Raw genomic sequence first — 13729 nt, forward strand, 5'->3', positions numbered from 1 at the left:
AGTTACTATCAAATGAGATAAATATTAAAAAATGATTTGTGCGAAAATAGTATTCTTATCAACGTACACCACCCGCCACCATTTTGACGATATGAATATGTGGATAGTGCTTAATTATCTGTTGTTGATGCAGTGTGCTGATAAGGCGGTCTACGTCGTGCTGTTGATGATTGAACAACAAACCGATAACGCTGCCGCTATGGGCTACGTTCAAACCATAGATTCCGCTGTGCTCAACGATATCCAGTAATTGATGAAATTTAGGCTTAGGCAGCATTGACTGACTGGCGGTGGCACTTAGCGTGGTGGCTTCGCCCAAACGATAGTGGCACTGGGTGTCGTTAGCCTGCTGAAATTGTTGCATAGCACAGGCTAAATTGGTTGCCTGTTTAAGTAATAAGGGTTGGCGATTTCGTTTATGGAACTCTTCGGTTAACAGCGTTTGTGTACTTTCAAGCAGCAGAATGTCGATGCCGGGTCGCCAGGTAAAGGGATGATGACTTTGCGCGGTCTGGTGATCAAAAAGGGTGAGATCTTTAAATATCGTGCTGTCGGTGGGTTCAAGTGCTACACAGAGTTTGGCCAGTGACTCGTCACTCAGTGATTTGCCCAGTAAGCGGCTGGTCGCGATAGCCGCTGCGGCAATATCAGCGGTGCTACTGGCTAATCCTTTAGCCACGGGAATAGTGGATTCAAATTCAATACATATATTCTCGCTGTATTGCGCAGGCTCGCCAAAATGCGCTAACACTTGCCTGACCATTTGGCGCATACGCGGTCGTTCACGCCAGCCCGGTTCCCCTTCAGTGACTGAAACGGTGCTAAACCAGTTAATCGGGCAAGAGATAAGTTTTTCTCCGCCAAAAATCCACCCTTGGATCAGTTCACCACAAGAGGCAGGGCAACGGGCTTCAGCCATGAAAAAGAGCCTGTTGCCAGATGTGGTCTGGATACCGGATATAACTGACGGGTTGAATACCGTTCTTATGCACGACTGGCCCCCTGAACCAAATAACTATTGCTGACCACATACTTAGATTACCTGCAATAGTGGTTCATGACTGATATCAATTTGGCGCGCAGTAAAAGCCAGAACATCACTAAGATTGACCACATGACCAATGACTAACAGCGCGGGGGCATGTAATTTTTTGCGTACAATTTCATCTTTTAGCGTGGTCAGTGTTCCTTTCGCTATCTCTTGTCGTTGCTGACTGGCATACATCACGGCGGCGGCGGGGGTGTCAGGGGATTTACCTCCGTCGATTAAGCGTTGGCAGATCTCCTCTTGTCGCGTCATCCCCATTAATACGATTAACGTCCCATCCAGTTGTGCCAAAACATCCCAGTTTTGTGGTTCATTTCCCTGACACATATGCCCGGTAACCACATGAAAGCTGGAAGCGTAGTGACGATGAGTCACGGGGATACCGGCATAGGCTAAACCGCCAATAGCGGAGCTGATACCCGGAATAATTTCAAAAGGGATCTCTTCATGAGCAAGTGCCTCGGCTTCTTCTCCGCCCCGGCCAAATACATAAGGGTCGCCCCCTTTAAGACGAACAACATTTTTACCCGCCAAGGCATGCTCAACCAGGATTTGATTAATTTGCTCTTGCGGGACTGGATGATGGTTTGAGGTTTTCCCGACATTAATAATCTGACAATGGGGTGGTGCTTGAGAAATTAACTCAAGATTAACCAGACGGTCATGCACAATAACTTGTGCTTCACGAATGGCTAGCAATCCTTTTACAGTGATTAGAGATGCATCCCCCGGTCCTGCGCCAACTAACAATACTTTTCCTTTACTCATTCGAGCAACCTTTATGAACGATAAGGTTTATAATTTTATATAAAATTAATCACCAAAAATGCGTTATATAAAAACGGAATATGATCATTAAACTCCGCATCATTATTCATAAATATTGGATTATATATTTGACCTTGCTCCCAATATTTAATCATTTTATGGAATGATCTCTTTCAAATATTTTGTGTTTGATTACTAACACTCTAACTACATGATTTTTATGTTTAATTATTTTATTGTTTTATTTGTGTTAACGCTGAAGCATCAATATTTAAATGTGCAATGTCCTTCGTTATAGTTTTGGTTCATCCGCTTATTTTTTATCTTTAATATGATATTGTTATTAATAATTATGAAGGCTATCACAAAAATGATGGAGAGCCATGTCTATCTAAATAGAAATGTGTATTTTAAAAATCAAAAAAAGAAGAGTTGTCATCAATATTTGAATATTAGTTGTACCCAAGTATGCACAACTATTTAATCGGTTTTTTATGAAATAACGGGTGAGCCATAATGCGGTGTAAAATTCCTAAAACTGACTTATTAGTGACATTTGAAGCGGTTGCTCAATATGAAAGCTACACGCGAGCGGCAGAAAAGTTAGCATTAACACAAAGTGCTGTTTTTCGTCAAATCACAGCACTGGAGGAGCTACTTAATGTGTCATTATTCCACCATGTTCGTAAACGAATTTTCCTCAATGATGCGGGTCGTTATTATCTTGGCTTAGTCAGAGATACATTGGAGCAACTGGAAAGGGATACGCAAAGCATTATGTCTTACCAGTCGACTCAGCAAGTGTTGGAGTTGGCGGTGACGCCAACATTTAGCACTCATTGGCTCATTCCAAACCTCAGTGACTTCCACGAGAAGCATCCTGAAATTGTCCTCAATTTAGTGGCGCTGACTACACCTGCTGATTTTCTGAATCTGAAATATGATGCGGCAATTATGCGTGAGGATTTCTGTAGCCCGTGGGCTGAAAATGAGCATTTGTTTGAAGAAGAACTGGTTCCTGTATGTAGCCGGATGTTATGGCGAGATGATAAAAAAGTGATGCGTGCGGAGCAGTTGATGGATGAATTTACGTTGCTTCATCAAACAACTCGTTTAGATTCGTGGCATGACTGGTTTACATTGTCGGGCGTTAATAGTCCTAAAGTACGGATGGGGCCGCGTTTTGATCTTTTATCAATGTTGATTTCTGCTGTGCGTTCCAATCTTGGTGTGGCTTTATTACCTCGGTTTGCGATTCACAAGGATTTGGAAAATGGCGATATGGTCATTCCATGTGATTTACCCATGAGCACTGGGAACCACTTTGTACTGACCTACAAAGAAGGTAAAAGAGGGCTGATAAGTTTGCAGAAATTAAGTCGTTGGCTCCATGATAAATCGAAGGAAGAAGAGCTAAAAAGAACATGGGGTAATTGATTTTGTTAAATTGACGGGTACGGTTCCATACTATTTTTTAAAATATAATCTATATATTAGGTATGACACTCAATTAGTGTCATGTTCTAACATTATGGTAATAATTGAGTTTTCGTATTTTACTATATTATTATAGTGCAGCCATTTTGGTATGTGCATGTTTCTAATGGATTATTACCTTGGTCTTTCCCTCATTTTTACTGTGACAATTGAGGGGGAGTTAATCACCAATAAGCATTATGTGTTGCAGATAGAACAATTGCTTTTTATTTTACTCTATTAATAATAGCACTGTGACATAGGCAGTTTGCTGAGGTTGTTTTTATTCTTTGATTTTTAGATGCAAAGGGTCAGCGATATTTTCTTACTATTTCCCATTCAGCTAATCGAGTGAAAATAATGTATAAAAATGATTTTTTCTACCAAGATCTCTTCCCTCTTTCTGAGGACAGCACAGAATATTATTTATTAACAGATAAGTATGTTTCCACTATTGAGGTTGATGGCAACGAAGTATTAAAAGTTGAACCTGAAGCACTGATATTAGTCTCCCAGCAAGCTTTCCATGACGCTTCATTCTTCCTGCGCCCAGCACATCAGCAGCAAGTTGCCGCTATTTTGCATGATCCACAGGCGAGCGAAAACGACAAATATGTTGCACTGCAATTATTGAGAAATTCTGAGATTTCAGCTAAAGGTATTTTGCCGAACTGCCAGGATACGGGGACATCCACCATTGTGGCGAAAAAAGGCCAACGGGTTTGGACTGATACCGATGATGCCCAAGCACTATCACGCGGCATCTATAACACCTTCCGACAGGATAATCTGCGCTACTCGCAAAATGCGGCGTTAGATATGTATAACGAAGTGAATACCGGTACCAATCTTCCTGGGCAGATCGATATTTTTGCTACTTCGGGTATGCAATATTCGTTCTTATTTGTGAATAAGGGCGGCGGTTCAGCCAATAAAGCGGCGCTTTATCAGGAAACAAAAGCGGTGTTGGAACCGGCAAAGCTCAAAGCATTTTTAATTGAGAAAATGAAGAGCCTGGGAACGGCTGCCTGTCCCCCTTATCATATTGCTTTTGTCGTCGGAGGCACCTCCGCTGAATTAACCTTGAAGACCGCCAAACTCGCCTCGACAAAATATTACGATAACTTACCTGGTGAGGGTAATGCACACGGCCAGGCTTTCCGTGATAAGGCACTGGAGGACGACCTGCTACAGGCTTCACGCGAATTTGGCTTAGGCGCTCAGTTTGGTGGCAAATATTTCGCTCATGATGTTCGGGTTATTCGCTTGCCGCGTCATGGTGGCTCTTGCCCGATAGGGATGGCTATTTCATGTTCTTCTGACCGAAATATTAAAGCCAAAATTAATAAAAAGGGTATATGGCTGGAGAAATTAGAACGTCACCCTGAGCGATATATTCCTGAAGATTTGCGGATTAATAATGAAGGGACCGTCGTTAACATTGATCTTAACCGCCCGATGGATGAAATTCGTCAACAGCTTTCACTTTACCCAGTATCCACCCGCGTATCACTCAATGGCCCGTTGATTGTTGCCCGCGATATTGTGCATGCCAAACTGCAACAGCGTTTGGAACAGAATCAACCATTACCTCAATACATGAAAGATCACCCCGTCTATTATGCGGGACCTGCAAAAAAACCGGATGAATTGGTGTCCGGCTCGATGGGACCAACGACTGGAGGGCGCATGGATCCTTATGTCGATCTGTTCCAATCCCAGGGGGGCAGCTTAATCATGTTGGCAAAAGGCAATCGTAGCCAGCAGGTTACCGAATCATGCCATAAACACGGTGGTTTCTATTTGGGCAGTATCGGCGGTTCTGCGGCCATTCTGGCGCAGGAGTATATCGAAAGCTTGGAATGCCTCGAGTATCCCGAACTGGGAATGGAAGCGGTGTGGAAGATGGAAGTCAGGAATTTTCCGGCTTTCATATTAGTTGATGACAAAGGCAACTCATTCTTTGATCAAATTCAAATGAAGGCCTGTGCTGGCTGTCAGAAATAACGTTGTGTTGAGGAAACCACGATGCATGAAGAACGGTATCAGCAGCGGCAGCAGCATCTTAAACAACAAGTAGAGGAGCGGGTTGCTGCCGCGACAAAAAGCGGCGGGATCATTATGGTATTTACCGGTAATGGTAAAGGGAAAAGTACCGCCGCATTTGGAACCGCAACCAGAGCCGTTGGCCATGATATGCGAGTAGGTGCGCTTCAGTTTATCAAGGGGGACTGGGAGTGTGGTGAACGTAACTTGCTAGAACGTAATGGGGTTGAGTTTCATATCATGGCAACCGGCTTTACCTGGGATACTCAAGATAAAGCGGCTGATACTCAAGCAGCCAGGCTGGTGTGGGAGCAGGGCGTGCGGATGTTATCTGACCCTGGTTACCATCTTGTGGTTTTGGATGAGCTCACTTATATGCTCACTTACGGTTATTTGAGCTTGGACGAGGTGTTGGCGGCGCTAAAAAATCGGCCGGCACATCAAAGTGTGGTCATCACCGGGCGAGCCTGCCACCGGGAAATTATTGCACTGGCAGATACAGTCAGTGAGTTACGGCCAGTGAAGCATGCATTTGATCATGGCATTAAGGCGCAGAAAGGTATTGATTGGTGATGGAAGCCTGATTATCAGGACTCACGCGCTTACTTATTCATCAATCTGTTGTTTTATGAAGCGAAATACAAATAATTTGTTGATAACGCTTGATTGTTTGTTCTGAGTTATACTATATTGCGCGCCAAGGAAACGTACTAACGTTCCAAAAAATTTCGCCGGCATAGCTCAGTTGGTAGAGCAACTGACTTGTAATCAGTAGGTCCCGAGTTCGACTCTTGGTGCCGGCACCAATTAAAAACCCGTTATCTGAATAAGATAACGGGTTTTTGCTTTTATACTGCTTGCTCAATTGCGGCGGGGTTACCCCTACCGCAATTGAGCCGATGTTAGCTATTCTTCGCCAATTGAGCGACTAATCGATTCACGCCATCACTCATATTGCTAAACTTAGTCAGTTGGGTACGGGTGACCACGATAAAAACCCCAATGTTCTTTTCTGGAATCATCGCCATATAGGTAATAAATCCACCGCCGCCACCGGTTTTTTGCATAATCCCCGGCAGTTCCGCATTGGGTGCCATGTAGACCCAGCCTAATCCCAACGCATCTGCCTGACCGGCAACATCCATACCTTTTAATGACACCAAATCACGGCGTTGGAAATAGAGCGCTTGTTCGCGTTTGGCTGAGCTTTTGCGCGCGCTGTTATCCGAAGCTAAGAATTGCTGCATCCAGCGCTGCATATCTTCTGGCGTTGAGTAAATCCCACCACTTCCGGCAGCCGCAAGGGTGTTTTCACAACGGCTGCTGCCTACCCCTACCATTAGGCGATTACATTGTTCCGCCGTGGGTGTCAGGGTGGTATTTTTCATCCCCAGTGGCGTAGTGATTTTATCACGCAGTAAACTGGTATAAGGCTTGCCTGACGCCCGTGATAGTGCGTCGGCCAACAAGTCGTAGGCCAAATTGGAATAGGCCGCTTTTACTCCTGGCGGTACGGTAACCTTGGCCTGATTCATCCACTGCCAGCGGTTATCTTTAGTCGGCCAAGTAAACACGGGTCTTTTTGGCGGGCCACCGGGTTGTTCGCGCGGCAAGCCACTGGTATGACTGGCCAGATTTAGCAAGGTAATGGGTTGTTTTGCATTATAAGCAGGAACACGCGCACCCTTAGGGGCGTATTTTCGCAGGGGGTCGGTCAATTTTACTGTGCCGTCATCGGCCAGTTTTACCATCACTTCGCTGGTCATTAGCTTGGTAATCGATGCAATACGAATCAGTGAGTCTGGCCGTGGACGCAGATTGTTACCGGGTTTGGTTTCACCAAAACTGCGGTTGACCACTTGATTGTTATCAATAACCACCAGAGCCATCCCCATGGCACCACTGTTATAGAAAATATGTTCGGCATATTGATCAACAACTTGTGAGGTCAAAAGCTCTGTCTTGGCATAGCTGTGCAATGGAATAGTGAATAGAGCAGCGGCCAGTAGCGGGGCAGTGAAATGTTTCAACAATCTTTTATCCATGTTCAAAAAACAAAGTAAGTGGTCGTACACTTATAGTAATCGGATATTTGTATAAAACATGCTGAAATTTTCAGACAGACGAATAATTTACATTACCGGAAATCCTTTACCGGAGGTTACGGCAAAAACGCGGGGAAATTGAACAATAACAGCGCTAGGGTTAGCGTAAAATAGAACTATAAGGGGATGTAGCGTGGTAAAAAACGCATCGATGTTGGCCGATGCGTTTTGTGGTTATTGCCAGGAATCAATTAGCTTTCAGTCACAGGCTTAGGGGCCACATTGGATGATTCTTTCATACCAAGGTGATTGTTGCCCCAACACTGTTCATACTTCCAGCCGGTCAGTTCTTCAGCAACCGCCCTGGCGTGGGCCGGGATATCCGCCATGGCACCACCACCTTTAATACGGTCAATTTCTTCCAGCAGGATTTTGTGATTCTTACGATCCAGTTTCATTTGCGTGGTGTAGTAGATAGCCACCAGTGCCAGAGCGATAACGCCGATGGCAAATACCCCTACAATGGCTTGTACGGCAACTTCTGGCTGACTCGATTGCCCGGAGACAAAACCAAAGCGACTTAATGTCCAGCCCATAGCGAAAACAATAATCGAACGTACCATTTTACCTGCAAAGGTCATGGCACCGGCGTAGATCCCTTCACGGCGACGGCCGGTCAATACTTCGTCCACATCCGCCAGGAAGGTATAAACCGTCCACGGAATATAATAAATCCCCCCGGTGCTTAAACCGAAAACAGCGGTAATACAGAACAGCACAATGACCGTTGTTGTTTGCGACCAACCAGTGAAATAGAGCGCCGCATAAGCAATCACACTGACGATAACCACTTGCAGAGCAATGCGAAACGGGCGAGCAAAACCCATTTTGACGCAGATACCGATAAAGATTGCAGTGGAAATTAACTGCATGATTGAACTGAAACTATTGAGCTGAGAAACCAATGCAGCATCTTGACCCAAACCAAAAATAATAAAGTAGGTAAATGCAGAAGCAAATAACCATTCCGCGCCAAAGCCAAATAGGTACATCCCCAGATGCTTGCGGAAAATACGCAGATGGAAAGTAGACGCCATATCAACACACAGCTTTTTCAGCGCCTGACCGAGACTGCTGGTGGTTTCACGGACCACTTCGCTGGCTGGGCGTTCCCATGATGAGCTGTATAGCCAAATCATCGCACCGCACATAATCAGACCGTAGGCGATACCGGTATACAGGAAGGGCGTGGCGGAGTCTTTACCGTAAATGGCAATAAACTGGCCAGGAATGAAGGCGGCCAAAAAGTTGGCTACTTTGCCAAAAATGGCTTTAGAACCGGTTAATTTAGAGCGTTTGGCAAAATCAGTGGTCATCTCGGTCGCCAATGTTTCATATGGCACCATGATGGAGGTATAAATCAGTTCAAACAGGGCGTAAGTCAGTAGGTAATACCAGAAGCCAAAACCGCTCATCCATAACATTGGATAGACAAGTACCAGCGGAATACCCAGCAAGATAAAGAAGCGCCGACGACCAAAGATACGGCCCAACCGAGTGTTGTAGAAGTTATCGGTGATATAGCCCATCACCGGATTACTAATCGCGTCAAGAATACTGGCGATTGAAAAAATAGTCGCGGCTTCTACGACAGACAGTCCGCAAAAGGTGGTATAGAAGTACATCAGCCAGGCTCCGCTGATTGCCAGTGCCCCACTTCCCAGTAAGTTGGCACTCCCGTACGCCAGCGTATGCCTTGTTGAAATCTGTTTACTCATTTTTACTGCCACCTCAAATTAAAACAATGTTTCATTAATAATGGATAAGCGTTTCTTTATAAAGGTATGGCGTTTATAAAAATGAGTGTTCGATCACGAAAAAGGGTTTTATGGACAGGAACGACGTGTATTTCAGTAAAAATTGATAAGAATCAAATTAGTGGGTAGTGTGGATAATCAGCAAAAAAACAGCCTATCCAAGATAGTGTGAATAACTAATAATGCCCTTTTGTGGCAATAATGACCGTGATAGGTGTGGCAAGATTTTAACCAGCAGAATTAAATATCATCACTAGAATTAGCGCTATGACTTACAGTGTGGAAATATCATTTCTGTGAACGGGTGAATTATTGTGGGCATAGCCCATGAATGAATGTTGGCCGCAATGGCGGCTGGCGGTGAAGGATGTAAGATGGCAAAGAAAAACCCCTATTATGATGCCAGTAAGCCACACCACACTGAGTTTGGATTCCAGAACCTGGAGCCGGCGGCTCATCATCCACAAGATTTGAAGCGTTGGCGCGAAGAACGAAAACGGCAGTCGCTCCCAAAACCGCCACAGCAAGGATATGCGCAGTTTGTCACTGACTGGTGGCAAGCGGCTGATTTTAGCGGGCAGCAAGATGCACTGTGGTGGCTAGGCCATGCGTCATTGTTATTGCGGGTCAGTGGGAAAACTGTTTTGTTTGATCCGGTACTCTCTGGCCGCGCTTCTCCGCTTAATTTTTACGGGCCAGCACGGAAAACACCTGTACCTGCCAGCGTAAAGGAATTACCCCATATAGATGTGGTGGTGATTTCTCACAACCATTACGACCACTTGGATGTGACAACGATCAGCCAATTATTGCGCCGCTTCCCTGAGGCGATTTTTCTGGCGCCGTTAGGGTTGAAAAGTTGGTTACGGCAACATGGTGCTCGCCATGTTCATGAACTGGATTGGTGGGATAAACACCTCGCGGCTGAATTTGAGTTTCATTGCGTCCCCGCACGACATTGGAGTATGCGTACACCTTGGAATCGCAATCAAAGCTTGTGGTCTGGTTGGGTGGTCAAACGTAATGATATTAACTTCTACTTCACCGGTGATACGGGTTATTGCCAACAATTGCTGACCATTGGCGCTAGGTTAGGGCCATTCAATTATGCCGCCTTGCCCATTGGTGCTTATGCTCCACGCTGGTTTATGCAGGCGCAACATATGGATCCACAGCAGTCGGTGCAGTTATTTAAACAATTACAACAGCCTAAGACGGTTCCTATTCATTGGGGGGTGTTTGAACTGGCCGATGAATCACTGGATGAACCACCACAGCAACTCAAGCTGGCATTAACTGAGGCGGGAGTGGAACACGATAATTTTACACCGATTAAAATTGGTGCGCGAATATTGCTGAGGTAGGAGAGTTTCAGCGAGTTACTTTCAACCCGCTGAAACTAAATGCTATTTGTTAGATGTGTAACAACTATCGAACTAGATCCTAAATTGATTCACCGCGCTGGTTAAATCAGTGGCTTGAGCTTGCAACGCTGCAGAGGCTGCGGTGGATTCCTGCACTAATGCGGCATTTTGTTGCACCATGGTGTCCAATTGTGCAACCGCACTATTTATTTCGTGAATGCCGCGCATTTGTTCGTCTGCTGCGTTAGTGATTTCCGACATTATGGTGGTGACATCCGATACGCTGCTGACAATTTCGGTCATGGTATTACTGGCTTGGCGTACCTGACCAGAGCCAGACGCCACACTGCTAACTGTCGATTCGATCAGCGTTTTGATCTCTTTCGCTGCTTGTGCACTGCGTTGTGCCAATGTACGAACTTCCCCTGCGACTACCGCAAAACCACGGCCTTGTTCACCGGCTCGTGCTGCTTCTACTGCGGCGTTAAGTGCCAGGATATTGGTTTGGAAGGCAATACCGTCGATCACACTGGTGATATCGCCGATTTTGCCTGATGCAGCTTCAATCGATTCCATTGTGGTGATGACTTTAGCAATTACGTCGCCACCACGTGAGGCATCACTAGCTGCCGACAGTACCGCAGTATTAGCCTGCCGTGCCGCGCTGGCGGAATGTGCTACTGTCGCCGAGATTTGTTCCAATGCGGCTGAGGTTTGCTGCAAACTTGCGGCCGCGGACTCTGTTCGGCCAGACAAATCCTGATTGCCTGCCGCTATCTCATTGGCAGCAATTCGCACTGATTCGCTGGTATCACGGATTTGCGCCATGACGACACTCAGTTTGTCGGCAAAATTGTTGAACGAAAGGGCAATTTTTGCCACCTCATCATTGCCTTCTACTGGCAGCCGCTGAGTTAAGTCTTCCGAACCAGAACTGATAGCATCCATGGCTTTATGTACATGGGTCAGCGGTGCCAAAGCACGTTTGGTAATGAGGCTAATGATAACAACAGCAATTAAAATAATGATTATCAGCGTTACCAGCGATGTAGTCAGTAATGACCGCATACCAGTAGTGGCTTGAGCTTTGTCCAGTGCGACAACAGTAAACCATTGAGTCCCTGGTACTGGCTGGGCCAGCAGCAATTTGCTGTTGTCGCCAATATTGGCCGCGATAGGTTCAGTTGAGGTTAATAGTGTTTTGAGGTCCAGTGTCGGTGCAATATCGCTCAGTGGTTTAAGGGTTAGCTTGGCATCTTGATGAGCGATAATAGTGCCATCAGCATCAATTAACATACCAAAACTGTCTTCAGTCGGATGGATGGATTTCACGTTTGCAATAACGCTGTCCATGGTGACATCAGCAGCCAATACCCCTTTAACGCTGCCGTCCTGAATAATCGGCAATGCGAAAGTTACCACTAGCTGATTGGTTCCAGCATCAATATAGGGTGGGGTGACCATGGGTTTACCCGCTTTAACCGCTTGTAGATACCACGGCCGGCCAGTGGGGTCGTAGCCAGCGGGAATGCCATCTGGATTGGAGAAAATAGCGGTTTTGTTGGCGTAACCGATATAAACGTTAATGAAGTTACCGGCGGCCGCAACTTGTCGCAGTGCCGCTATCGGGTCAGCCGCCAGTGCGCTGTCTTTTAGTGACACAATCATTTGTGTTTTAGAGGCAACCCAATCGGCGATTCCAACACCATGGCTGGCGGTGACGGCGGTCAGGGTGTTATCTATCGCACTATTGTTATATTTGTTGGCAACCGAGTAGTTAAAATAGGTGTTAATGGCCAGGGAGCCTGCCACGATGATGATACAGGCAGCCAAGATACGTGAACGAATGGAATCAAGCATAGAGCGTCCTAAATAAGAGGGATGGCATGATCCAAGTAACGGCTTGGCAGAGATAAACTTGAGCTGAGTCACAGTAACAAACTGTAATTAATACGCCATTGTTAATACTTCTTTATGTAATAGTGACAATGTGAGGGGATTTTATTGGCATCTATATCCAATAAAAACATAAACTTGATTATTCATTGCCACTTAATTTGGAGGCAATAATTCAAATAAAGTTGAAAAAAATAGTGGTATTAAAAGTGTAAAATTAGCATCAATGCGAGTAAAACAGCAGTTCACAGGCCGCATTGATGCTGAAGTATTGTAATAACAAGACCATTATCAGGTTAAAATTTATACTGTAAACCTATGGCGATGGTCTGATTTTGGTGAGCAATGCCGGCGCTATTAGCTGCATTTGCTAAAACACCTGCACCAGAATCGATTATTTGTGTATCTCCCTTTCCTTCGGCGTGCCTGTTCCAAGACGCTTCAACAAATAATTTGGTGTTATCGGTCACGTAGTAACCCACATCAACCACTACCGCGTAATAGCGAGAACCTTTGCTGCTGTCTTTAAATGAAAGTTGGCGTAAATAGTGTTCATCATTACCATAGGCATTTACCCAACGGCTGTATTTCAGCAAAGTATTAAACTCAAATTTTTGGTAATGATAGCGACTGACTAAGCCAAGATAGGACATTTCAAATTTTTGTTTATAACCAATGCCGGTAACACTATCAGACGCTGTAAATAGGTTATTGCCATTATTGTAATTATAGTTTCCACCATAAGAGGTCCAACTATTGTTATTGCGCTGATAACCGCCCATCAGACCAATACGGTAATTTTTTTGCTTTAAAAACCAAAATTTCGTATTAAGATCGATTTCATTAGCATAATTCAAATGGGTTTTTTCATGATGAGACCAATCAGTCCACTTAGATTGCCCTGGCATAGTCCAATCATAATCATCCATGACCCCAGTGCCGGAGGATAATGTGGACCATCCTCGTGCGGTTAATGTTAACCGTGATAACAGATCCCACGATATATCTACTTTTACAATAGGTATATTTTCTGCTTTCCAGTCTATCTGACTTAGCTTGTGGCCATTATATTCGGGCTGATAAACAAACTCTTGCGATTCTGCATTCAATAATCCCAATGAGGTGCTAATAGCCAGATCCTCTGTTACATCCGAGTTATAGCTGGCTACTGCCGTATGGCAGGTGATAATCAGCGGTAATACAGAAAGACCTCTCTTTACCCATCTATTCTTTTCCATCATTAACCTTTAATTTTGTTAAAAAACGATG

10 protein-coding genes and 1 tRNA gene are annotated in these 13729 nt (G+C 44.9%); 5 read left to right on the forward strand and 6 right to left on the reverse strand.

Translation table 11 applies throughout. The features are described 5' to 3' along the window. Positions 1 to 58: 58 nt before the first annotated feature. Positions 59 to 919: a GHMP kinase gene (locus A6J67_RS11105; protein WP_005190156.1), complete on the reverse strand. Its 861-nt coding sequence runs from the start codon at positions 917 to 919 to the stop codon at positions 59 to 61. Between the two features lie 114 nt (positions 920 to 1033). After that, positions 1034 to 1816, reverse strand: coding sequence for a uroporphyrinogen-III C-methyltransferase (gene cobA / locus A6J67_RS11110; RefSeq protein WP_005190153.1), 783 nt, complete (start codon positions 1814 to 1816; stop codon positions 1034 to 1036). A gap of 516 nt (positions 1817 to 2332) precedes the next feature. Between cobA and A6J67_RS11115 the strand changes: the two genes are divergently transcribed. The 4 genes from A6J67_RS11115 to A6J67_RS11130 all read left to right on the forward strand — a co-directional run bounded on the left by A6J67_RS11115 (position 2333) and on the right by A6J67_RS11130 (position 6144). Next, complete coding sequence (locus A6J67_RS11115; protein WP_032907370.1) at positions 2333 to 3253, forward strand: LysR substrate-binding domain-containing protein; 921 nt, start codon at positions 2333 to 2335, stop codon at positions 3251 to 3253. Positions 3254 to 3652: 399 nt separating this feature from the next. Beyond that, positions 3653 to 5299, forward strand: coding sequence for a fumarate hydratase (locus tag A6J67_RS11120; RefSeq protein ID WP_050074739.1), 1647 nt, complete (start codon positions 3653 to 3655; stop codon positions 5297 to 5299). A 21-nt stretch (positions 5300 to 5320) separates the two neighbouring features. Beyond that, a complete protein-coding gene (gene cobO, locus A6J67_RS11125; protein WP_005190137.1) occupies positions 5321 to 5911 on the forward strand; it encodes a cob(I)yrinic acid a,c-diamide adenosyltransferase in 591 nt (196 codons plus the stop codon). Positions 5912 to 6068: 157 nt separating this feature from the next. After that, positions 6069 to 6144 (forward strand) — tRNA-Thr (locus A6J67_RS11130). A gap of 96 nt (positions 6145 to 6240) precedes the next feature. Here A6J67_RS11130 and ampH read toward each other — a convergent pair. Both ampH and A6J67_RS11140 read right to left on the reverse strand, forming a co-directional pair. Further along, a complete protein-coding gene (ampH, locus tag A6J67_RS11135) occupies positions 6241 to 7383 on the reverse strand; it encodes a D-alanyl-D-alanine-carboxypeptidase/endopeptidase AmpH (protein WP_050297006.1) in 1143 nt (380 codons plus the stop codon). Positions 7384 to 7634: 251 nt separating this feature from the next. Continuing rightward, on the reverse strand, positions 7635 to 9161 hold the full coding sequence (locus A6J67_RS11140; RefSeq protein WP_032907368.1) for an MFS transporter: 1527 nt from the start codon (positions 9159 to 9161) through the stop codon (positions 7635 to 7637). A gap of 374 nt (positions 9162 to 9535) precedes the next feature. On the opposite strand from A6J67_RS11140, the gene A6J67_RS11145 reads away from it, so the two are divergent. Beyond that, a complete protein-coding gene (locus A6J67_RS11145) occupies positions 9536 to 10564 on the forward strand; it encodes an MBL fold metallo-hydrolase (RefSeq protein ID WP_080608168.1) in 1029 nt (342 codons plus the stop codon). A 72-nt stretch (positions 10565 to 10636) separates the two neighbouring features. Here A6J67_RS11145 and A6J67_RS11150 read toward each other — a convergent pair whose 3' ends face one another. Next, complete coding sequence (locus tag A6J67_RS11150) at positions 10637 to 12424, reverse strand: methyl-accepting chemotaxis protein (RefSeq protein WP_050289055.1); 1788 nt, start codon at positions 12422 to 12424, stop codon at positions 10637 to 10639. A 332-nt stretch (positions 12425 to 12756) separates the two neighbouring features. Continuing rightward, a complete protein-coding gene (locus tag A6J67_RS11155; protein ID WP_105165831.1) occupies positions 12757 to 13701 on the reverse strand; it encodes an omptin family outer membrane protease in 945 nt (314 codons plus the stop codon). Positions 13702 to 13729 lie beyond the last annotated feature (28 nt).

Source organism: Yersinia sp. FDAARGOS_228 (assembly GCF_002073315.2).
Classification (GTDB): domain Bacteria; phylum Pseudomonadota; class Gammaproteobacteria; order Enterobacterales; family Enterobacteriaceae; genus Yersinia; species Yersinia intermedia.